This window comes from Pseudomonas sp. GD04091 (assembly GCF_029836165.1).
In the GTDB taxonomy this organism is placed as follows: domain Bacteria; phylum Pseudomonadota; class Gammaproteobacteria; order Pseudomonadales; family Pseudomonadaceae; genus Aquipseudomonas.
Genome location: NZ_JAOEBG010000004.1, coordinates 176522 through 197889, shown reverse-complemented (window position 1 = coordinate 197889; position 21368 = coordinate 176522). Strand labels below are relative to the sequence as shown.

General features: G+C 67.4%; 17 protein-coding genes. 5 read left to right on the top strand and 12 right to left on the bottom strand.

Going from position 1 to position 21368, the window contains the following annotated elements; translation table 11 throughout:
* Positions 1-154 precede the first annotated feature (154 nt).
* On the top strand, positions 155-1147 hold the full coding sequence (locus tag N7422_RS07455) for an NAD(P)H-quinone oxidoreductase (RefSeq protein WP_279806069.1): 993 nt from the start codon (positions 155-157) through the stop codon (positions 1145-1147).
* A 5-nt stretch (positions 1148-1152) separates the two neighbouring features.
* Here the strand turns inward: N7422_RS07455 and N7422_RS07450 are convergent, their stop codons facing one another.
* From N7422_RS07450 to N7422_RS07420, 7 genes are all read right to left on the bottom strand, one after another.
* A complete protein-coding gene (locus N7422_RS07450; protein WP_279805923.1) occupies positions 1153-1869 on the bottom strand; it encodes a PA1136 family autoinducer-binding transcriptional regulator in 717 nt (238 codons plus the stop codon).
* The gene (hchA, locus tag N7422_RS07445; RefSeq protein WP_279805922.1) at positions 1866-2720 is read right to left on the bottom strand and encodes a glyoxalase III HchA; all 855 of its coding nucleotides are present in this window, start codon (positions 2718-2720) and stop codon (positions 1866-1868) included. The genes N7422_RS07450 and hchA overlap by 4 nt, the downstream gene beginning before the upstream one ends.
* A gap of 161 nt (positions 2721-2881) precedes the next feature.
* Positions 2882-3445, bottom strand: a complete 564-nt coding sequence (locus N7422_RS07440) for a nucleotidyltransferase family protein (RefSeq protein WP_279805921.1) — start codon at positions 3443-3445, stop codon at positions 2882-2884.
* Complete coding sequence (locus tag N7422_RS07435; protein WP_279805920.1) at positions 3442-4413, bottom strand: XdhC family protein; 972 nt, start codon at positions 4411-4413, stop codon at positions 3442-3444. Before N7422_RS07435 ends, N7422_RS07440 begins: the two co-directional genes overlap by 4 nt.
* 3 nt (positions 4414-4416) lie before the next feature.
* Positions 4417-5628, bottom strand: coding sequence for a cytochrome c (locus tag N7422_RS07430; protein ID WP_279805919.1), 1212 nt, complete (start codon positions 5626-5628; stop codon positions 4417-4419).
* 2 nt (positions 5629-5630) lie between these two features.
* The gene (locus N7422_RS07425; protein WP_279805918.1) at positions 5631-6170 is read right to left on the bottom strand and encodes a 2Fe-2S iron-sulfur cluster-binding protein; all 540 of its coding nucleotides are present in this window, start codon (positions 6168-6170) and stop codon (positions 5631-5633) included.
* Complete coding sequence (locus N7422_RS07420) at positions 6163-8994, bottom strand: xanthine dehydrogenase family protein molybdopterin-binding subunit (protein WP_279805917.1); 2832 nt, start codon at positions 8992-8994, stop codon at positions 6163-6165. The genes N7422_RS07425 and N7422_RS07420 overlap by 8 nt, the downstream gene beginning before the upstream one ends.
* Positions 8995-9335: 341 nt before the next feature.
* On the opposite strand from N7422_RS07420, the gene N7422_RS07415 reads away from it, so the two are divergent.
* Positions 9336-11663 (top strand): EAL domain-containing protein, encoded by a 2328-nt coding sequence (locus N7422_RS07415; protein ID WP_279805916.1) that lies wholly within the window; start codon positions 9336-9338, stop codon positions 11661-11663.
* Positions 11651-12514 (top strand): phosphate/phosphite/phosphonate ABC transporter substrate-binding protein, encoded by an 864-nt coding sequence (locus tag N7422_RS07410; protein WP_279805915.1) that lies wholly within the window; start codon positions 11651-11653, stop codon positions 12512-12514. The genes N7422_RS07415 and N7422_RS07410 overlap by 13 nt, the downstream gene beginning before the upstream one ends.
* A gap of 3 nt (positions 12515-12517) precedes the next feature.
* On the opposite strand, the gene N7422_RS07405 is transcribed toward N7422_RS07410, so the two are convergent.
* Both N7422_RS07405 and N7422_RS07400 read right to left on the bottom strand, forming a co-directional pair.
* Positions 12518-13657 carry a glycerate kinase gene (locus N7422_RS07405; protein WP_279805914.1) on the bottom strand — a complete coding sequence of 380 codons (1140 nt, stop codon included), beginning with the start codon at positions 13655-13657 and terminating at the stop codon, positions 12518-12520.
* 124 nt (positions 13658-13781) lie between these two features.
* Positions 13782-14879: a sugar diacid recognition domain-containing protein gene (locus N7422_RS07400; protein WP_279805913.1), complete on the bottom strand. Its 1098-nt coding sequence runs from the start codon at positions 14877-14879 to the stop codon at positions 13782-13784.
* Positions 14880-15033: 154 nt separating this feature from the next.
* On the opposite strand from N7422_RS07400, the gene N7422_RS07395 reads away from it, so the two are divergent.
* On the top strand, positions 15034-16365 hold the full coding sequence (locus N7422_RS07395; RefSeq protein WP_279805912.1) for an MFS transporter: 1332 nt from the start codon (positions 15034-15036) through the stop codon (positions 16363-16365).
* A gap of 85 nt (positions 16366-16450) precedes the next feature.
* Here N7422_RS07395 and N7422_RS07390 read toward each other — a convergent pair whose 3' ends face one another.
* Together N7422_RS07390 and N7422_RS07385 are read right to left on the bottom strand one after the other, a co-directional pair.
* Positions 16451-17560 (bottom strand): P1 family peptidase, encoded by a 1110-nt coding sequence (locus N7422_RS07390; protein WP_279805911.1) that lies wholly within the window; start codon positions 17558-17560, stop codon positions 16451-16453.
* A 17-nt stretch (positions 17561-17577) separates the two neighbouring features.
* Complete coding sequence (locus tag N7422_RS07385; RefSeq protein ID WP_279805910.1) at positions 17578-18942, bottom strand: APC family permease; 1365 nt, start codon at positions 18940-18942, stop codon at positions 17578-17580.
* Between the two features lie 197 nt (positions 18943-19139).
* Here N7422_RS07385 and N7422_RS07380 point away from each other — a divergent pair, with 197 nt between their 5' ends.
* Complete coding sequence (locus tag N7422_RS07380; RefSeq protein ID WP_279805909.1) at positions 19140-19922, top strand: helix-turn-helix transcriptional regulator; 783 nt, start codon at positions 19140-19142, stop codon at positions 19920-19922.
* A gap of 57 nt (positions 19923-19979) precedes the next feature.
* Here N7422_RS07380 and N7422_RS07375 read toward each other — a convergent pair whose 3' ends face one another.
* Positions 19980-21362: an aspartate aminotransferase family protein gene (locus N7422_RS07375; RefSeq protein ID WP_279805908.1), complete on the bottom strand. Its 1383-nt coding sequence runs from the start codon at positions 21360-21362 to the stop codon at positions 19980-19982.
* Positions 21363-21368: the final 6 nt, after the last annotated feature.

Genomic DNA, 21368 nt, shown 5'->3' with positions numbered 1-21368 from the left:
CGCAACCACGGCGCACCTGAAGAAAATCTGCAAAGGGGCGGCGCAAAATCGCCGCGCGACCGTGCCGCGCTTGTTTCATACCCTGTGACGCAACGGGCCGAAACGGCCCTTCCTGTGAATGACAGAGGTCCGCATGCGTCACATTCCCACTCACATGACTGCCATCGACATCACCCGGCCAGGTGAACCCGAGGTCCTGCAACCCGCCACCCACGCCACGCCACGACCAGGCCCACGGGAGCTGCTGATCCAGGTCCACGCGGCCGGCGTCAACGGCCCGGACCTGCTGCAACGCAAAGGGCTGTACGACCCGCCTATCGGCGCGCCGGACATTCCGGGGCTGGAAATCGCCGGCAAGGTCGTGGCCCTCGGTGAACAGGTCCAAGGCTTTGCCGTGGGCGATGCGGTCATCGCCCTGGTCGCCGGCGGCGGCTACGCCGAATACGCCGTGGCCGACGAACGCACTACCGCGCACCTGCCCGAAAACCTGTCGATGATCGAGGGCGCGGCCTTGCCGGAGACCTTCATGACCGTCTGGGTCAACCTGTTCCAGCGCGGTGCTTTCAAGGCCGGCGAAAGCGTGTTGATCCACGGCGGCGCGTCCGGCATCGGCACCACCGCCACGCAACTGGCCCGGGCCTTCGGCGCGGCGAAGATCTTCACCACGGTCAAGGGCGCCGGCCAACAGGCCGCCAGCCTGGAGCTGGGCGCCGACGTCGCCATCGACTATACCCGCGAGGATTTCGTCGAACAGGTGATGCTGCACACCGAGGGCAAGGGCGTCGATGTGATCGTCGACATCATCGCCGGCGACTACGTGGCGCGAAACTTCAAGGCCGCCGCCATGGACGGACGCATCGTGCAGATCGGCGTGGTCAAGGGCCCGGCCACCGAGGTCGACCTGTTCCCGCTGCTGACCAAGCGCCTGACCCATATCGGCTCGACGCTGCGCGCGCGCAGTGCCGACGACAAGGCGGCGATTCTCGGCGAACTGCAGGCCAAGGCCTGGCCTTATGTGCGCAATGGCGCGGTCAAGCCGCTGATCCACGCCACCTTCCCGCTGGCGGCGGCCAGCCAGGCCCATGCCTTGATGGAGTCTGGCCGGCATATCGGCAAGGTGGTGCTGAGCGTGGCGCATCCGGCCTGAGCGGTTCAGTCCAGCGCACCACTGCCCAGGGCGATGCGAATCGCCTGGGCGGTGGTGGTCACGCCCAGGCGACGCCGGGCCGCGCGCAGGTGGTTTTCCACCGTGCGTACCGACAGCCCCAGAGTGGCGGCGATGTCGGCCTGGCGTTGCCCGGCGGCGGTCCAGGCGAGCACCTGGCGCTCGCGTGCCGACAGCGACCCTGCGCCCTGCTCGACAGGCGCTTCCAGCAAGCGACGCGCGTTGATGAAGGCGGCATTGACCAGCAAGGCCAAGGAAAGACGCGTGGCAGGCGTGGCATCGATACGCAAGCCACCCAGGCTCATGGCGCCTTCCAGACCGGCCGGGCCGAACACCGGCACCTGCAGGCCATGGATGCCTGGCCCGCTCGGCTGACGCACCACCCGATAACGTTCGCCGCCGTCGACCACCTGCTTGCTCCAGAAGAATGGCGCGCGTGCCGCCAGCAGGTGACGAGTCACCGGGCAATGACGTACGTAGGTCTGCGCATCGACCAACTGGCCGTCACCGAACCAGTCTCCCTCCACCCAATGGATGCGTTCGACCACTTCATCCCGCGCGGCGCTGGCGCTGAACAGCACGAAACGGTCGTAGCCCAGCGGCAGCGCGACATGGCGCACCGCCGTCTGGATCACCGCGAGGGTGCTGGCCTGCTCGATCTGCTGGATCGCCTGCACCACTTTGTCGAACGCTAGGCCGCTCACCCTGCGTTGGTCGCCTTGAGCAGCGCCGCCGCGGCCAGCTTGCCCAGCGCATTGCCGGCCAGCGGACTGTCGCCGGTGAGCAGCTTGCGGTCCTGGTGGACGGCACCGGAGATCCCGTCGTTGATGATCTGCACGCCCTGGGCCTGCAGGCGCTCACCGAACTTCCAGGTCAGGTGGCCGGGCATGTAGCCGATGTCCGGGGTCTTGGCGTCCAGCTCATCAGGAAACGCGCAGATCTTGTAGCCATCGTAGAGCCTGCCACCGGCCAGCAGCGCCGCCGGGCCATGGCAGAGGGTGATGACGAACTTGTCGTTGTCCGCCGCCCATTTCAGTACCTTTGCGACCTCCTCGCTTTCCGGCAGGCCGATCAAGGCACCATGGCCACCGGGGATGAACACGCCAATGTAGTCGGAGTCCTTGCCCAGGGCCTGTTCAAGCACATCCGCGAGTTTGCGTGGCTGCTTGAACGCCTTTCGGTAGCGCTCGAACAGGCCGAGCACCTCGGCATCCTCGCCTGGCATGGCCCAGTACTCGAACTTGACCGGGTTGCCCGACAGGGTCGCCACGTCGAAACCGAAACCGGCCTTGTCCAGGTGATACATGGGCAACAGGGTTTCCACCGGGTGGTTGCCGGTGGAGAACATCGTGCCGTTGTCGGTGAGCAGGTAGCGCTCGTCGGCGCCGATCATCAGGACTTTCCAGCGCCCGCCCTGGTAGGCGTCTGGATAGTCGGCGCCGCTGAGGTCGGACTTGCGCGAGGTGAACTGGCTGAGGGAATACGGCGAGGGAAAGAAGGCGTTGTCTTCGGCCGGGTCGGGGGTGGGTCGCTTGTCATCGGTGGAAGTGTTCATGGTCGCTCTCCTGTGCCTGGGGTAGTTGACCGGGTCCATGCTAGGAGGCCACTGGATGAGCGGCAATGAGGGTTTTCCCTCAACACGGGTCGTCAGTGGCGCCCTGCACGACCGCTTCGCGGGTTTACCCGCAAATGGGCGGCAAAGCGGCCCCGGGGAGTCTAGTCGAGTGCACCGGGCGTATCGACGTCCCGCAACACACCTGGGTCGCTCACTTCGAGCACCACCATCCGCTCGCGATGCCGTTGCAGCAGCGAGCGCGCACCTTCGTCGCCGGCCAGCGCCGTCAGTTCGGGCCAGAAGTCGCGGCCGAACAGCACAGGATGCCCGTTCTGCCCCTGGTGGCGTGGCACCACGATGGCCGAAGCCCTGGCCGTCGCAACCAGTTGGCGCAGCGTCCCCGGCTCGATCCAGGGCATGTCGCCCAGCACGATGGCCACCGCCAGCGCCTCGCTGTCGGCCAGCGAAGCGACACCGGCCGCCAGGCTATGGCCCATGCCCAGCCGAGCATCGGGGCTGGCGACAATGCGACAGCCACCGGGCAGCCGCAGGTCCTCGGCCCGTTCGCCGTCACGCAGCACCACGCGCACCTCGCCGAACACCGCCAGGGCACGCTCGACGCTGTGCTGCAGCAGGCTGCGGCCATCGCCCAGCAATGCCCGCCGCTTGTCCGCACCGAAACGCGAACCCTGGCCCGCCGCCAGCACCAGCGCGACGACGCTCACAAGGCCTCGCGGGCGATGCCGCTGCGGGTCCGGAGGATGTCGGCCAGCACCGCCAGGGCGATTTCCGCCGGGGTCTTGCTGCCCAGGTTGAGGCCGATGGGCGCATGGATGCGCGCCATCTCGGCGTCGCCGAGCCCGCCGATGCGGCGCAGGCGTTCACGGCGCTTTTCCGAGGTGGCTCGCGAGCCCATCACGCCTATGTAGAAAGCTTCGGTGTGTACCGCTTCGAGCATGGCCAGGTCGTCGATCTTCGGGTCGTGGGTGAGCGCCACCACCGCGGTGTCACGGTGGCAGCCGCCGTTGGCGATGAACCGCGAAGGCAGTTCACGGCGGATTTCTATCCCGTCGAGCACCACGTTGTCCATCACCTCGTCACGGGGATCGCACAGCACCACCTCGAAGCCGAGGCCCTTGCCGAACTCGGCGCAGAAGTGCGCGACGCTGGAGTAGCCCGCCAGCAGCAGGCGCTGGGCGGCGCCGACGCGCAGGCGCACGCTGTCGCTGCCCTGCTCCACCCGTGGCCCCTGATGCTGGTCGTCCCGCACCCGGCGCTCGCCCGTGCGCAGGTCGACTTCGCGCAGCAGCCGACGACGGCCCAGCAGCGCCGCCTCCAGCTCGCCCAGGTGCGCCTGGGTGGCGCAGTCGCCCGGCAGGTTCTCCACCAGCACATCGAGGATGCCGCCACAGGGCAGACGGATGTTCGACCGGCTGTCGCTGCCATCGCCATAGCGCACCACGGCCACCGCATCGCTGAACTCGCCCGCGCCGACGCGTTCGAGGAAATCCTCCTCGACGCAACCACCGGACAGCGAGCCGACCCAGTGCCCCTGGTCGTTGACCGCCAGCAGCGAGCCCGGCGCGCGAGGCGCCGAGCCATAGGTGCAGAGCACGGTGCACAGCCAGACACGCAGGCCATCGCGCGACCATTGCGCCGCCTGTCGCACCACTTGCAGGTCCAGATGCTGCACGGCTCAGTCCGCCTTCAGCTGCGCCAGCTGCTCGGTGGTCAGGTCGCCCGGCAGGCCGCCCCAGGTCTCGCGCAGGTAGTTGACCATGTCGGTCAGCTGCTGATCGTCGAGCTTGTCGGCGAACCCTGGCATCGGCTGCATGCGCTCGAAGCCGGTGAACTGCTGTTCGCGGATGCCGTCGACGATCGCCTTGACCAGGTTGCGCGAGTCGGCCTGGCGCAGAACGGTGTTGCCCGCCATGGCCACGGCGATATGCGGCTTGCCCTCGCCCTCGCCGCCATGGCAGCCGGCGCAGACGTTGAGGTACTGCTGACGGCCACGCTTGGCGCTTGCGCCGAGGGTCTCGTGGGCCACGGTCTGGACGATCTTCGCCGCCGGTGGCTGGTCGCCCAGCAGGTAGGTGGCCATCGCCGACAGGTCGCTGTCCTCCAGATGCTGGGTGCTGTGGTGCACCACGGGGTACATCTCGTTGAACATGCTGCCCTGGGCGCTGATGCCGTGCTTGAGGAAAGTCGCCAGGTCGGCGTGGGTCCAGCCACGGTCGGCCAGGTCCTGGGCCAGCAGGCTCGGCGCCAGGTAGCCGAGCAGCAGGCCGCCGGTCAGGCGCTTGTCCTGCTGCAGCGCGCCGATGGGGTTGCGCGGGGTGTGGCACTCGCCGCAGTGGCCGAGCACTTCGACCATGTACTGCCCGCGCTTCCAGGCTTCGCTGTTGCCCTTGCCTTCCTCCAGCTGCACGCTCTTGCCGTACAGCATGTTCCAGCCCATCAGGCCGGTGCGCACGTTGAACGGGAAGCTCAGGCTGGTTTCCGGCGCCGGGCGGTTGATCGGCGCCACGGTCATCAGGTAGGCGTGGATCGCATCGGAGTCCTCGCGCTTGACCAGGTGGTACGAGGTGTAGGGCATGGCCGGGTACAGGTTGGCACCGTCCTTGCGCTTGCCTTCGGTGAGGGCGGCGAAGAACTCGTCGCTGCTGTAGTTGCCGATGCCGTACTGCTTGTCCGGGGTGATGTTGGTGCCGTAGATGGTGCCGAACGGCGAATGGATCGGCAGGCCGCCGGCATAGGGCGCGCCACCTTCGGCGGTGTGGCAGGCCATGCAGTCGGCGGCGCGGGCGAGGTACTCGCCGCGCTTGACCAGTGCCTGGTCATCGGCCTGGGCACTGAACGCCAGCACGGCGCCAATGGCCAGGGCCAGACCGTTGAGAACACGCGTCATGCTCAACCCTCCTTGACCAGGCCGAGGTCGCCCAGCACTTCGCGGGTAGCCTCGTAGTAGCGTACGTAACCGGTGCAGCGGCACACGTGGTGGCCGAGGCTGGCCTCGATGGCATCCTCGAGCTCGCTTTTCTTCAGCGCCTTGCGCTGGGCCTTTTCCACCAGCACCGTGGCGGCGTTGACGAAGCCCGGCGCGCAGTAGCTGCACTGGAAGGCGAAGCGGTCGACGAATTTCTGCTGGATCGGGTTCAGCTCGCCGGGGTTGCCGGCTTCGTCCAGCTTGGCGTGGCCTTCGATGGTCCGCACCTTCTTGCCCTCGAAGTAGTGCGCGCCGGTGATGCAGGTGCGCACTTCCTCGCTGGTGCCGTCGGGGTTGTCGACGATCACCACGCAGGCATGGCAGATGCCCTGGCCGCAGCCCAGGCGGGAGCCTGTGAGGTTCTGGTATTCGTGCAGGTAGTCGATCATCGCCAGGTCATCGGGGACCACTTCGGTGACGACAGATTGACCGTTGAGGGTCAGTTGCAACTTGCGGTCAGCCATTGAGGGCCTCCTTGACTCGGGCGGGGGTGATGGGCAGGTCGCGCACGCGCTTGCCGATGGCGTGGGCCACGGCGTTGCCGATGGCGCCGACCACCGGGATCATCACCACTTCGGCGATGCCCTTGGACGGGTCTGTGGGCGACAGCGGCGGCAGGATCTCCGAGGTCTGCTTCCACACCGCCACGTGCCGGGCCATCGGCAGGCGGTAACGGTTGAAGTTCCAGTCGCCCTCGCCCGGACCACCCTCGTACAGCGGCATTTCTTCCAGCAAGGCGTGGCCGATGCCCATGGCGATACCGCCTTCGAGCTGGCCCTTGACCAGTTCGGGCACCAACACCCGGCCGCACTCGACCCAGCTGTGGTGGTTGAGCACGTGAACCTCGCCACTGCCCTTGTTGACCTTGACCTCGACGATGGTCGCCACCGGGCTGTAGTAGGTGACCATGGCGTTGTTCAGCTGGGTGGCCGGGTACTCGGCGTTCTGCCGGTCCAGCAGGTGGAAGCCGGCGCTGTTCATCTGCGCCTTCTTCGCGTTCACCGCGCCGTCGCCGTACTTGACCGCAACGGCATCGAGCGGCAGGCGCTCGCGCACGCCATCGATGACGAAGTCAGCCTCGGCCCAGCTCCAGCGGTTGAAACCGTGCACGCTGACGCCGGTGACCAGGCCCATCTCGTGGGCCTTCCTGGCCAGCGTGGCGAAGGGGATCGGCGCCAGGCCGTTGCCGGTCAGCTCGCCGTTGACCCACACCGCGTTCTCGCGGCGCACCACCAGCGGGTTGGCCTGGCCGCCGAACGGGCCCTGGCTCCACAGGGCCATGGCCGCCGGCCACAGGCCGTGGTTGAACAGCACGCGTGCCGCTTCGCGGGTGGCATGGCTGAAGTAGAACGCCGAGTTGGTCGCCGACGACGGCGAAGCCAGCTTGCCGACCCAACGCGGGTTACGCAGTGCGGCGTCCTGTTCGGCCTGGCTGATCAGGTACGGGTTGCCGCTGGTGCTCAGTTGCAGCTCGGGCCATTCGGTCTGCGCGGTCTTGACCTCGTCGGCGACGCGGCCGAGGAAGTCGCTGACCACCAGGGCCTGGGAGGTGGACATGCCGGTGCCCAGCTCAGTGCCGATATGGCGCAGGGTGATGCGCCCGTCAGCCGTGAACTCCACCGCCGCCATCGGCGCTTCGGAGCCGGTGCCGAAGTCCTTCTGGGTGATGGCGAAGCCCACGCCGTACCAGTTGTCGTGATCCTTGGCGTCCTCGGCCTGCTTGCGCGCATGGCGGTGCTTCCACCATTCGTGCTCGGCGGCCTTGTCGAGGATCTCGTGAAGGCGCAGGGCCCCGGCGGGCACCGCGCCCTGGGTGTTCTTCATGCCGGACTTGAGCGCGTTCTTGCGCCGCAGCTCGATGGCATCCACCCCCAGGCGGTCGGCGATCTCGTCGACCATCATCTCGGTGGCGGCCATGCTCTGCAGGGTGCCATAGCCGCGCATGGAGCCGGCCTCGACGCCACGCGAATGGTAGGCGGTCACCGACAGGTCGTTCTGCGGCATGTAGTAGATCGATTGCGCCGCGGTGGCGCCCACGGCCGCCACCGAGGGGCTGTAGTTGATGCGCCCGCCACCATCGACGGTCATGTCGGCGCGGAAGATCTGGAAGCTCATGTCCTTCTTGTCCACTGCCAGCTGGTAGCGGATGTCGAACGGGTGGCGCTTGATACCGCTCTGGAACTGCTCGTAGCGGTCGTTGGCCAGGCGGATCGGCACACCGGCGCCGTACAGGGCGGCAACGGCGGCGTAGAACACGAAGATGTTGTTGTCCTTGGAGCCGTAGCCGACGGTGTAGCCCGGGTGCATGTTCAGGTGCTTCAGGCCGAAACGCGACGGCTTGATCATGTGCACGCATTCCTGCGCGACTTCGAACGGGCACTGGGTGGCCACGACGAAATGCAGGGTGCCGGTGGCCGGGTCGTACCAGCCGTTGCCGTTGTCCGGCTCCAGCGCCGCCGGCTCGATGGACGGGGTCTTGTAGCGTTCGTCGAACAGCAGCCAGTCCTCGGGCGGCTGCTTGAGCTGCTCGTCGATGCGCTGGGCGTAGAACATGCCCTGCTCGGTGAGATTGCCGTGCTGCTTGGGCTCGGCGGTCCACACCGGTTTGCGGGCGAGGATGGTGGGGAACAGCATGGTGTTCTTCAGGCTCGAGTATTCGTCCTCGTCGAACGGCGTCTTGCCGCCCACGCGCACGAAACGGAAGCTGCCGTAGGGGTCGCGCTGATACAGCGGCGCCGGGGCGCCGTAGCGGATCGCCTGGTCGTTGAACTGCAGCTTGAGCTTGGCCTTGCGGAAACGCTCGAAGTCGTTCCAGATCAGGATCGCCACCGGGTGGCCGATGAACATCGGCACCTGGCCTGGCGGCAGCAGTGGGTCCGGCGAGTGGGCCTCGGGCCAGGCAATGCCGTCCTTCTTCAGGTCGTCGGCGGTGACGATGCGATCAGGCTGCAATTTGGCGCCCAGCAGCGACAGGTCGTAGCCGGCATAGATGCGGTCGGCCTTGGTGGCCTTGAGCAGCATCGCGTGGCCTTGCTGCTGCGGCCAGCCGGGCATGTCCTTGGCGCGGATGTCGCGAGCGAACACCTTGTTGCCACAGACCTTGGACAACGCGTCGTTACGGAAACGCGCCTTGCCGTCGTGGTTCATCCACTTCTGCGGCGAAGTGGTGACCTTGTTTTCCATCAGGGCGGCGAACGCCTGGCTGCCGAGCGGCGCCAGGGTCACGCCGACACCGGCGATCAGCCCGCCTTGCAGGAATGAACGCCGGGAAATATCACGGTTGGACATGGTTGATCCTCTGGGCAGTCAGGCGCTGCCCATGCTTTGTTCTGGTGCTGAGATACACGGAGGGCGCGCACGATCACAAAATCTGACCTTTAAGTCAAGTTAAGGATTGCGCTGCGGTTTGGTAAGTCAAGCAGACAACTTGTCGCGGGGGTTGGGGCCTGGGCGTTGGTTTTGATGTTTGTCTGTGCAGCGATTTTGAAGTGGGTTGTTGGGCGGTTACTGACAAGTTGAATGCGCACAAAGCTGTGAACACCCACTAAAGGCAAAAAGCCACCAGTCATCACGCTGTCATCTATCTGTCGTATTTTTCCCCGATCACCCAGGGCCGGGGAAAACCAGCCGTGATCCGCCGTTCTCTCTCCTCCGCAGGCCTCTTGCCCCTGCTGCTGCTGATGCTGTGCGCCGTCACCCTCACCTTCCTCTGGGGCTCGCACATCAGCCAGAAGACCGCCTCCCGACAGGACGCCCTGGCCGCCAAGGCCGCCGAGCACCTGAACCTGGCCAGCATCGTCGCCGAGAACCTGCGCCAGCTGGTGGACCGCGCCCAGGCCGTGGGTCGGGTCACCCAGGACGACATGAAGAGCCTGCGCCAGGGCAACCTGAACCTGGCGCGGATTCTCGCCGAAGACCCGGTGTTCAAGCGCATGAGCCTGTACGACCATCAAGGCCGCCTGCTCTCCTCCAGCCACGGTGACGAACCCGCGCAGCTGCCGCAGGCCTGGCTCGACCAGCTCAAGAGTCACGTCTCACGGTTCGGCTTCAAGGCCTTCATGCCCCATGCCCAAGCCGACACCGCGAATGCCGCGCTGCCCAACTGGCGCCTGCCGTTCCTCCTGCCCCTGACCGACCTGCCCGGCCGCGAGATCGACAACATCCTCGTGGTGCAGCTGGACATCGGCTACCTGGCGGTGCTGTTCCAGCACATCGAACTGGGCCGCACCGGGCTGGTGCGCCTGCTTCAGGACGACGGTCGGGAACGCCTGCGCATCGACACCAGCGGTGTGCTGGTGGCCGGGCCGACCCTGGTCCCCGGCCTGCCGGGCAGCGGCGAAGAAGCAGGGCAATTGACCCAGTACACCCTCGACGGCCCCTACCAGAGCCTGTATCGACGGGTGAGCGATCGAGGTTTCAGCGTGGTGGTCAGCCAGGCCCATGACGAAATCCTCGCCCCCGCCATGCTCACCGCCAGCCGCCAGCTCTGGCTGAACCTGAGCATGACCCTGATGATCCTTGCCAGCCTGGCCTGGGGCCTGCGCCTGTTGCACAAGCGCCAGGAAGCGTTTCGCGAGCTGGAGTATGCCCAGCAGGTCAACCAGCAGTTGATCGGCCGCCTCGAGGACGAACACCGGCGCAGCAGCCACGCCGCCGCCACCGACCACCTCAGTGGCTTGCACAACCGCCGCCAGTTCGTCGAAGTGGCGGCCCGCGCCCTCACCCAGCAACGCGGCAAACGCCGCCTGCTGGCGATCCTGTTCATCGACATGGATCGCTTCAAGTCGATCAACGACTCGCTCGGCCACAAGATCGGCGACTTGCTGCTGCAAGCCGTGGCCGGGCGCATCCAGCGCCTGCTCGAGCCGGGCGACGAAGCCTCGCGCTTCGGCGGCGACGAGTTCGTGGTGCTGCTGGCCGGCGAGCGCAGCGAGGAGCAGATCGACAGCTGGGTCCGCGGCCTGGTGGAGAAGCTGTCCGCCACCTATGCCCTGGACGGCCAGGAGGTCAACACCAGCCCCAGCGTCGGCGTGAGCATCTGCCCGCGTGACGGCCAGGACATCGATGCGCTGATCCGTTTCGCCGACGCCGCCATGTACTCGGCCAAGCAGGCCGGCCGGGCCCAGTACCGCTTCTTCGACCCGTCGCTGAACCTTACCGATATCCAGGCCTTCACCCTGGAACAGGCGTTTGGCAGCGCCCTGGCCGAGCGCCAGTTCGTCCTCCACTACCAGCCGCAGATCCGCCTCGACACCCTTCAGGTGCTGGGCTACGAAGCCTTGGTGCGCTGGGATCATCCACAGTTCGGCCTGCTTTACCCGGACCGCTTCATCGGCGTGGCCGAGCGCAGCGGTTTCATCGTCGACCTGGGCTGGGAGGTCCTGCGCCTGGCCTGCGAGGAGCTCGCCCGCTGGAACGCGCGCGATCACGGCGCGCGGCTGGCCGTCAATGTGTCGGCCCTGCAATTGCGCCAGGCCGACTTCAGCGAGCGTCTGCTGGCCGAGCTCGACTACCACGGCATCGCGGCGCAGCGCCTGGAACTGGAGATCACCGAGACCACCGTGCTCGACCCCGAAGGCACCGCCCTGGAGCACCTGCATCGCCTGCGCAGAGCCGGGCTGGGCATCAGCCTGGACGATTTCGGGCGGGGCTATGCAGGCTTCGCCCACCTGCAATCGCTGCCGCTGTCCAAGCTCAAGATCGACCGCGCCCTGATCGCCCCGCTGTCCAACGCCTATGACGACAGCCCGATCGTGTCCTCGACCATCATCCTGGCCAAGCGCCTGGGCCTGGAGGTGGTCGCCGAAGGTGTCGAAACCCGCGAGCAGGTGGTGTGCCTGAAGCTCGCCGGTTGCGACATCGCCCAGGGCTACCACTTCAGCCGGCCACTGTCGCCCAGCCAACTGCATGACTACCCCCCGTTCAACGGCGCCGAGGAAAAGGCATGGGTCTACTGAGAAGCATCGCCCTGCTGGCACTGGCCCCGCTGCTGGCCAGTCAGGCGCAGGCCGGTTGCACCCCGCACAGCCTGCGCCTGGCGGTGATTCCAATCGAGAACGTCGAAGCCATGACCCGGGAGCACCAGCCGTTGCTCGAACGCCTGGGCAAGGCCGCCGGGGTGCCGGTGGAACTGGTGGTCAGCGCCTCCTACGAGAGCGTGGTGGATGCCATCGTCTCCGGTGGCGCCGATATCGCCCGGCTGGGGCCGGCGTCATACCTCCTCGCCCACCGCCGCGACCGGCGTATCGAGGCCTTCGCCACCTTCACCCTGAGTGCCGGCACCTATACGCCCGCGGGCAACCATTACCAGGCGCTGCTGCTGACCCGCGCCGACGGCCCTGCCAGCCTGGAGGCCGTGCGTGGTGCCCGGGTCGCCCTGAGCGATCCGGCCAGCACATCCGGCAGCCTGGTGCCCAGCGTCGAGTTCGCCGCCCAGGTCGGCACGCCGCTGCCTCGCTATTTTCGTGCGCTGGTCTATGCCGGCAACCATGACAAGGCGCTGGCGGCCTTGCTCGAGGGACGGGTCGATGCGGCGTTCGTCGCCAGCGAGCGCGCCGACGCCTACCTGGCCAGCCACGGCATCGATCCGGCCCGGCTCCAGGTGCTATGGCGCTCGGCGCCCATCCACTACGACCCGTACGTGTTCAGTGCCAGCCTGTGCCCGGCGCTCAAGCAGCGCTTGCGCAAGGCGATGCTCGCGGATCCGCAAGGGTTGGCGGCGTTCGTGGCCTCGCAGCATGCCACCGGGCTGGTGCCGGTGGCGCACAAGGACTACGCAGGCCTGGAGCAGCTGATGGACGCGCGCTGAGGCTCAACAGGTGCGGGCGAGTTGCCACAACCGGGCGATATCCGCCGCCCGCGCGCCGAGCAACGCTGGTGCCTCGGCGCAGGCCTGCTCCAGGGTCATCGGTCCACTGGCCAGGGCGAAGGCGGCATCGATCCCATGCTGGTACAGCTGGGTGTAGCCAGCGCCGAGGGTCCCGGCCAGCACCACCACCGGCACGCCATGGCGCTTGGCCACCCGCGCCACGCCCAGCGGCGTCTTGCCACGCAGGGTCTGGGCGTCGAAACGCCCTTCGCCGGTGATCACCAGATCCGCGCCCCGCACCAAGGCATCCAGCCCGGTCAGTTCAGCCACCACCTCGACCCCAGGGCGGAACCTCGCGCCCATGAAGGCCTTGGCGGCGAAGCCCATGCCACCAGCGGCGCCGCTGCCCGGCTCGTCGCGCACGTCCCGGCCCAGCAGGCTGGCACAGTGGTCGGCAAAATGTCCCAGGGCCTGGTCCAGCGCCTGTACCTGCTCGGGGTTGGCGCCTTTCTGCGGACCGAAGATCGCCGAAGCGCCATGGCTGCCGCACAACGGATTGTCGACATCGGCGGCGACTTCCACCTGCACCTCGGCCAGGCGCGGGTCCAGGTCAGCGGCGTCGATCCGGGCCAGTCGCGCCAGGGCCAGGCCGCCCTCCGCCAGCGGCTGGCCCGCGGCATCCAGCAGGCGCAGCCCCAATGCCCGCAGCATGCCGCTGCCGCCGTCGTTGGTGGCGCTGCCGCCGATAGCCAGGACGATGCGCGAGGCCCCGGCCGCCAACGCCGCGGCGATCAGCTCGCCGGTGCCCCTGGTGCTGCTGCGGCAAGCATCACGTTGGCCGCTGGGCACCAGCTGGATGCCGCTGGCCTGGGCCATCTCGATCACCGCCGTGCGGCTGTCCGCCAGCCAGCCCCAGCCCGCCTCCACCCGCTCGCCCAGCGGGCCACGCACCACCTGATGGCGCAACTCGCCGTGACTGGCGGCGACGATCGCCGCCATGGTGCCCTCGCCGCCATCGGCCATGGGGCACTCGACCAGCTCGGCCTGCGGCCATACTTCGGCCAGACCGGTGGCGATGGCCTGGGCGACAGCGGCGGCATCGAGGCTGTCCTTGAACGAATCGGGGGCAATGACGACTTTCATGGGGAATCTCCTGTCCTGTCAGGGCGCATGCTGACAGGTGGGCGGCGCAGCAGCCTCGGTCGGATGCACAAAAGCGCGGGCGGGTTGTTTGGGCGGATGCCTTCAAGGTGGGCCTCTCCAGACCTCAATCCGCCGGCAGCAACTGCAGTCCCAGGTACAGGCTGAGCATCCCCTCCATGCGCAGCGGATCCACCTCGCCCACCTCGGCAATCCGCTCCAGCCGATATCGCAGGCTGTTGCGATGGATACCTAAGGCATCGGCGCAGGCCTGGCTCTGCCCGTCATGCGCGCACCAGGCGCGCAAGGTGGCGAGCAGCTGGCCGCTGGCATCCTTGGCGCGAATGCGCTGCAGGGGCTCCAGCAACTCGTCCAATGCGTCGTCGTTGCGATGCCGCCAGAGCAGCGCGGGCAGGCGGTAGCGGGCCAGCGACAGCAGGCGTTCGGCCGGCAGCACTTCACGGCCATACGCCTGCAAGTCACGCACCCGCCGGTAGCCGCGGCGCAGCTGCTCGAGGCTCTGTGCCGGGCTGCCCAGCGCCAGGCGCTCGACCTCCCAGCCATGACGCCGCAGGCGTTCGAGCAGCCGGGCTTCGTCCAGCACGCCGCCGATCGGCCGACACCACAGCAACGACTGGCGCGCCGGGCTCACGCACCAGCTGTCCGGGTAACGGTTCATCAACCAGGCCGACAGGGCCTCGGCGGGCGGCCCGCTGCGCAGCTCGAAGAGACAGGGAATACGCGGCAGGTTCGGCTTGAGGCCCAATTGCTGGGCTTCATCGACCAGGCGCGGCGATTCGCCGCTGCCGCCGAGCAGCAGCGCCAGCAGGTCGTCGCAGCGCTGGCGGCGCCATTGCTGTTCCACCTGCAGGTGCCGCTGGGCCAGGAGCATCTCGGCGGTCATGCGCACCAGCTCGCCGTAGGTGCGCAGTTGCTGCGGGTCGCCGGTCAGCCCGAGCACGCCGATCAGGCGACCGTCGAGCAGCAGTGGCAGGTTGACGCCCGGCTGCACACCCTTGAGGCATTTGGCCGCCTCCCCATCCAGTTCGACGATGCGCCCGTTGGCCAGCACCAGTTGGGCGCCTTCGTGGCGGGTATTGATGCGTTCGGGCTCGCCACTGCCGAGGATCAGCCCCTGGCTGTCCATCACGTTGACGTTGCAGGGCAGGATGGCCATCGCCCGGTCGACGATGTCCTGGGCGAGGTCGTGGTCGAGCTCGAACATGCAAGGATCCTTAGGCTTTGTTCGGTGGCACAGCGCCCCGCCCCTGACGCTGTGCAAAAGCACAAAGACAGCCGCGCTACACTCCCCGAGACTTTTCCAGGCGAGCGCCGGCACAGGCGACGCGGTGACAACCATAACAACAGAGAACCCGATCATGGCACACAGCCCCGCCCCTGACCAAGGCAACGAGATCACCCGTGACGCGCTGTACCGGCGCATCACCCTGCGGCTGATCCCGTTCATTTTCATCTGCTACCTGTTCAACTACCTGGACCGCGTCAACGTCGGCTTCGCCAAGCTGCAGATGCTCGACGCCCTGAAGTTCAGCGAAACCGTGTACGGCCTCGGCGCCGGCATCTTCTTCATCGGCTACGTGCTCTGCGGCCTGCCCAGCAACCTGGCGCTCAACCGCTTCGGGCCGCGGCGCTGGATCGCGCTGATGATGATCGCCTGGGGCAGCCTGTCTACCTGCCTGCTGTTCGTCACCACCCCCACCGAGTTCTACACCCTGCGCCTGCTGACCGGCGCCGCCGAGGCGGGCTTCTTCCCCGGTGTGGTGCTGTACCTCTCGCGCTGGTTCCCGGCGGATCGCCGGGGCCGCATCATGGCGCTGTTCATGTCGGCGATCCCGGTGTCCGGCCTGCTCGGCGGGCCGTTCTCCGGCTGGATCCTCGATCACTTCGCCGCCGGCCAGCACGGCCTGGCCGGCTGGCAGTGGATGTTCCTGATCCAGGGGCTGCCCACCGTGGTCCTCGGTATGCTGGCCGTGGTGCTGCTCAGCGATGGCTACCAGACAGCCGCCTGGCTGAGCCCGGCCGAACGCCGGCTGATCGAGACCGATCTCAAGGCCGATGCCGCCGGCAAGCCGGCCACCCGCGGCGACAGCCTGGTCTCGGTGTTGACCAATCCGCTGATCTGGACCTTCGGCTTCGTCTACTTCTGCATCCAGAGCGGGGTCTACGCCATCAACTTCTGGCTGCCGTCGATCATCAAGAGCATGGGCTTCGACAGCCCGCTGCTGATCGGCTGGCTGAGCGCCATTCCGTACCTGCTTGCCGGGGTGTTCATGATCGTCGTCGGCCGCTCGGCGGACCTGCGCAACGAGCGCCGCTGGCATCTTGTGGTGCCGATGCTGATGGGCGCCCTGGGGCTGCTGATCGCGGTGAACTTCGCCGCCAGCCCGACCATCGCCATCCTCGGCCTGTCCATCGCCACCATGGGCGCGCTGACCGGCCTGCCGATGTTCTGGCCGATGCCGACCGTATTGCTGAGCGCCGGTGCTGCCGTGGCGGGCCTGGCGATCATCAACTCGGTGGGGCAGATGGCGGGCTTCCTCAGCCCGTACCTGGTGGGGTTCATCAAGGACCAGACCGGTTCGACCGATGCGGCGCTGTATGCGCTGGCCGGGTTGATCGTGGTCGGCAGCCTGGTGGCGCTGCGGGTTTCGCGCAGCGCAAGCGCTGCGCTGGCAAGTGCCCGCTCGTAAGAGTTGACGCTGGAGTCCAGTGGCAGCGGCCTTGCGCGAGGCAAGGCCGCTGCCACAGGTTTGCAGTTGGGCAATGGCCCTGGCGTTAGTTGCGCGGTTTCCACCCCGCCTCGTGCAGCGCTGTCAGCAGCGTATCCCCATCCAGCGCCGGCACCACCACCCCGCCCCTGCCCACCATCTCGCGTCCCGCCAGCAAGGCATTGACGATCGCCTCCTCCACCACCTCCGCCGCCGCCAGGAACAACCCCGAGATAGCGTCGTTGTTGAGCATGCGCACTTGCGAGCACTGTCCAAGCCCCTTGCGTGCATAGTCCGCGGGCGGCAGGTCCTGATTGCCGGTGGAAAACGCCAGGAAGATATCGCCACTGGAGTCCTCGGTACCGCCGCCGGTCCGCGCGATGCCGATCGACGCCCGCTGGGCCAGGCGCTGGCACTGGTGCGGCAACAGCGGCGCGTCAGTGGCGATCACCACCACGATCGAACCCATGCCCGGTGTGCCGCACGCAGGTTCGGCGAACGGCGATGGCAGGTGACCCAGTTGCCGCCCGACCGGATAACCGTCCACCCGCAACTCGCGCCGCTGGCCATGGTTGGCCTGGACCAGGGCGCCGACGGTCCAGCCCCCCTGCTCGCTCGTCAGCCGGCGAGAAGCCGTGCCGATACCCCCCTTGAACTCGTGGCAGATCATCCCCGTGCCGCCGCCCACCGGCCCCTCCTCGACCGCGCCTGAAACCGCGCTGTCCAGCGCCTGGCGAACCTGCGCCGGCGTCACGTGCTGGCCCCAGATGTCGTTGAGCAGGCCGTCGTAGGTCTCCATCACCACCGGCATGCACCAGTACACCGCATCGTCCGCCAGGCGCTCGCGCTCGGCGGCGATCAACGCATCGCGCACCACGCCGACGCTGTGGGTGTTGGTGATGGCGATCGGCGTGGTCAGCAGGCCAGCCTCGCGGATCCACTCCAGCCCCGTGGCATCGCCGTTGCCGTTGAGCACATGGCAGCCGGCGAAACAAGGCTGCAGCCGGGCCGCACCCGCCCGAGGCTCGATGACGGTGACCCCGGTACGGACCGGCACCGAACGCTGTTCGTCGATCAGGGTGCCGTGGCCGACCCGCACTCCCGGTACATCGGTGATGGCATTGAACGGGCCCGGGGTGCCGTGGCCGAGGGTGATGCCCAGTTGACGCGCACGCATGTGTACTCCTTCGTTTCTCACAATTTCTGGAAGGTCGGGCTGAGCCGACCGTGGGTGCTGTACAGCGTCACCGACACCGCCAGCAGCCCGAAGATGATCAACAGGTCACGCAATGACGCCTCGCGCAGCAGGGTCACCAGCAGCCAGCCGGCACCACTGACCGCCAGCAGCGCCGGCAACGGCCACAGCGGCATGCGGTACGGGTGTTCGCGGTCGCGGCGCAGCACCCGGCTGCACAGGGCGCAGGACGCCACCACCAGGTAGATCAGCAGCAACAGCAGCACGGTGAACGAGGTCAGTTCCTCCAGGCTGCCGGACAGGCTCAGCAGCGCCGAGGGGATGGCCAGGAACAGGGTCGCCAGCCATGGCGACTCCCAGCGTGGATGGATCAGCGTGAACGCGCGGTTGAGCGCCGGCGTCCAGACCGCGTCGCGGCCACTGCTGTACACCACCCGGCCAACCTGGATGACGATGGCGACGATGGCATTGAACACCGACAGGAAGATCCCCGCGCTGACCAGCCGGGCCAAGGTCTGGTTGCCATGGCTGGTCAGCAGGTAGCCGATCGGGTCACCGCTGGCCAGCATCGCCTGCAGCGATGGCGCGCCGATCAGCAGCGCCGCCAGCGGAACCACCTCGATGGCCACCACCACCAGCAGCGACCACAGCACGGCCCGGTGCACGGTGCGCCCACGGTCTTTCATGTCCTCGGCCAGCAGCACTGCGCCGCCGTAGCCGTTGAAGGCGAACAAAGCCATGCCCACCGCGCCCAGCACCAGCGCCCAGGGCGCGGCGCCGAGCGTGCCCTGTTCGAGCATCTGTGGCTGCAGCAGGCTGGCCACCGGCTGGCTGGCGTTGCCGAAGCCCAGCACCACGATCACCAGCAGCGCGGCGACCTCGCAGAACAGGAACAGCCCGGTGATCCAGGCATTCAGGCGGATGTTGAGGATGCCCAGTGCATAACTCGAGACCACGATCACCAGGGCCACCGTCTGGGTGTCGAAGCGCGTACCCAGCGCGTTGTTCAGGTAGGTAGCCGCGCCGCCGGCGAGCACCGGCGGGATGAACAGCATCGATGCCAGTACGGTGAGGAAGGTCGCATAGCCGGCCAGCCCGCCGAACACCCGCTTGGCATATACATACTCGCCGCCAGCCGAGCTGTGGGCACGCCCGAGCTCGGCGTAGCACCAGGCGAACATCAGCGCCAGGGCCGCGGCCATGATGAAGGAGAGGAAGGCGCCGCTGCCGGCCTGCTGAATGGCGAACGGGGCGATGACGAACACGGAACTGGCCGGGGTGACCGCCGACACGGTGATGGCGACCACATCGAACACGCCCAGGCGCTGCTTGAGTGCGCTCGCGGGCTCTTCGCTGGAGCTCATGGCGTTTTTCCTCTGATTGTTATTGGTTGTGAGGGGAAAACCGGTCGCGCGGCCGCTGGACCTGGGCTGGACTGTAGGCCCAGAAGCCCAGGTGGCCAATTACCCAATGGGGGTACGCCCCTTGACGGGGCGGCGAAAACGCTCCAAGACTGCCAGGCCCTTTTCGCGGATGAACCCGCTCCCACACGAGCCCTCGCATGCACAAGCTGTTCACCGAGACCAGCGCCCACGCAGGCCTGGCCCGCACCATCGAGCAGGTCGGCCAACCGCGCTTCTGGCGGCAGTTGATCCTCCTGCTGCAGCAATGGCTGGCGTTCGACAACGCCCTGGCGATGTTCTACCCCCGCGACGGTTTGCCCAGAGCGCTGGAGATCTTCGACGCCCGTGGCGAAGGCAATCCGCAGGCCATGGCCCTGTACCTCAGTGGCCTGTACCAGCTCGATCCGTTCTACCAGGCCTGCCAGGAACGGATCGACGACGGCCTGCATCGGCTGGAGGAAATCGCGCCGGACCAGTTCCGCCAGAGCGAGTACTACCTGAAGTATTTCCACGACCATGTGCTGGAGGATGAGGTGCAGTTCATCCTGCAGCGCGGCGATGCGGGCGCGCTGTCGCTGTCACTGGGCACGCGCGAACGCTTCGACGCGGCGCGCCATGGCCTGTTGACGGTGATCTGCCCCTGGGTACTGGCGCTGATGGACCAGCATTGGCAGCGCCATGACCAGCGTCCGGCGCCGGCCATGGTGCGCGATGCCATGAGCCTGTTCGGCGCCAAGGTGTTGTCGGAGCGCGAGCTGGAGATTGCCCGGCTGATCCTGCGCGGCTATTCGTCGAAGGCCATGGCCGAGCGGCTGGCCATTTCGCCGGAGACCATCAAGGTGCATCGCCGGCATCTGTACGCCAAGCTGGACATCTCGTCGCAGCCGGAGCTGTTCTCGCTGTTCCTGCAATCGCTGGGGCATGATCCGCAGGATCCTTGAGCGCCATCGCGGGGCAAGCCCGCTCCCACGGGTCTTGTGGGAGCGGGCTGGGGGCCATCAGCGCTTGCCGACCATCCCTGCCACGCGATCCACCGCGATCCGCGTCTTCTCCACCAGCTCGTCCAGTTCCGAGCGACTGGCCACCAGCGCCGGCGCCATGATCATCCGCCCCAGCGTCGAGCGGATGATCACTCCCTCCTCGAAACCGAACGTGCGGCACTGCCAGGCCAGGTCGTTCTCATTGGCGAAGCGCTTGCGCGTGGTCTTGTCCTCGGCGAACTGCAGCGCCGCCACCAGGCCGGCGCCCTGGACCTCGCCGATCAGCGGGTGATCGGCGAACACCTCGCGCAGGATGCGCTGCAGGTACGGACCGGTGTCGTCCTTGACCCGGCGCACGATGCCTTCGTCGCGCAGTGCCTTGAGGTTGGCGATGGCCACCGCCGCCGCCACCGGGTGCCCGGAATAGGTCAGGCCGTGAGCGAACACCCCGCCCCGCTCCACCAGTGCCTCGGCGATGCGCTTGCTCAGCACCAGGCCGCCCATGGGCACATAGCCGCTGGTCAGCCCCTTGGCGATGGACAAGGTGTCAGGCTCGAAGCCGAAGTGCTGGTGAGCGAACCACTCGCCGGTGCGGCCGAAACCGCCGATCACTTCGTCGGCGCACAGCAGCACGTCGTACTGGCGGCAGATGCGCTGGATCTCTGGCCAGTAGCTCTCGGGCGGGAAGATCATGCCCCCGGCGCCCTGGAACGGTTCAGCGATGAAGCCGGCAACGTTCTCGGCGCCCAGTTCGAGGATCTTCTCCTCCAGCTGCAGGGCGCAGCGACGGCCGAATTCGGCCGGGGTCAGCGCGCCGCCCTCGGCGAACCAGTACGGCTCGTCGATGTGCGCCACATCCGGGATCAGCCCGCCCATCTCGTGCATGAACTTCATCCCGCCCAGTGCCGTGGCGGCCAGGGTCGAGCCGTGGTAGCCGTTCCAGCGGCCGATCATGACCTTCTTGCGCGGCTTGCCGGCCACCTGCCAGTAGCGGCGCACGGTGCGGATCAGCACCTCGTTGGCCTCGGAACCGGAGTTGGTGTAGATGGCGTGGCTGTAGTGCCCAGGCAGCAGGCTGAACAGCAGTTCGGACAGCTCGATCACCGCCGGGTGGGTGGTGTGGAAGAACATGTTGTAGTAGGCCAGCTGGTCCATCTGCGCGGCGGCGGCGGCGGTCAGGTCCTTGCGGCCGTAGCCGAGCTGGGTGCACCACAGGCCGGACATGCCGTCCAGGTAGCGACGCCCGTCGTTGTCCCACAGATAGAGGCCTTCGCCACGGGTGATCACCCGTGGCCCTTCGGCGTTGAGCGCCTTCTGGTCGAGGAAGGCGTGGATGTGGTGGGCCGCGTCGCTGGCCTGGTAGTCGCGGGTGTCGCGCTTGGCGGTGAAAGGTGCGTTCATTGTTGT

Coding starts and splice junctions, on each gene's coding strand:
- N7422_RS07455 (WP_279806069.1), top strand. CDS start 155: ATGACTGCCATCGACATCACCCGGCCAGGTGAACCCGAGGTCCTGCAA.
- hchA (WP_279805922.1), bottom strand. CDS start 2,720: ATGAACACTTCCACCGATGACAAGCGACCCACCCCCGACCCGGCCGAA.
- N7422_RS07430 (WP_279805919.1), bottom strand. CDS start 5,628: ATGACGCGTGTTCTCAACGGTCTGGCCCTGGCCATTGGCGCCGTGCTG.
- N7422_RS07425 (WP_279805918.1), bottom strand. CDS start 6,170: ATGGCTGACCGCAAGTTGCAACTGACCCTCAACGGTCAATCTGTCGTC.
- N7422_RS07420 (WP_279805917.1), bottom strand. CDS start 8,994: ATGTCCAACCGTGATATTTCCCGGCGTTCATTCCTGCAAGGCGGGCTG.
- N7422_RS07410 (WP_279805915.1), top strand. CDS start 11,651: ATGGGTCTACTGAGAAGCATCGCCCTGCTGGCACTGGCCCCGCTGCTG.
- N7422_RS07405 (WP_279805914.1), bottom strand. CDS start 13,657: ATGAAAGTCGTCATTGCCCCCGATTCGTTCAAGGACAGCCTCGATGCC.
- N7422_RS07400 (WP_279805913.1), bottom strand. CDS start 14,879: ATGTTCGAGCTCGACCACGACCTCGCCCAGGACATCGTCGACCGGGCG.
- N7422_RS07395 (WP_279805912.1), top strand. CDS start 15,034: ATGGCACACAGCCCCGCCCCTGACCAAGGCAACGAGATCACCCGTGAC.
- N7422_RS07390 (WP_279805911.1), bottom strand. CDS start 17,560: ATGCGTGCGCGTCAACTGGGCATCACCCTCGGCCACGGCACCCCGGGC.
- N7422_RS07385 (WP_279805910.1), bottom strand. CDS start 18,942: ATGAGCTCCAGCGAAGAGCCCGCGAGCGCACTCAAGCAGCGCCTGGGC.
- N7422_RS07380 (WP_279805909.1), top strand. CDS start 19,140: ATGCACAAGCTGTTCACCGAGACCAGCGCCCACGCAGGCCTGGCCCGC.
- N7422_RS07375 (WP_279805908.1), bottom strand. CDS start 21,362: ATGAACGCACCTTTCACCGCCAAGCGCGACACCCGCGACTACCAGGCC.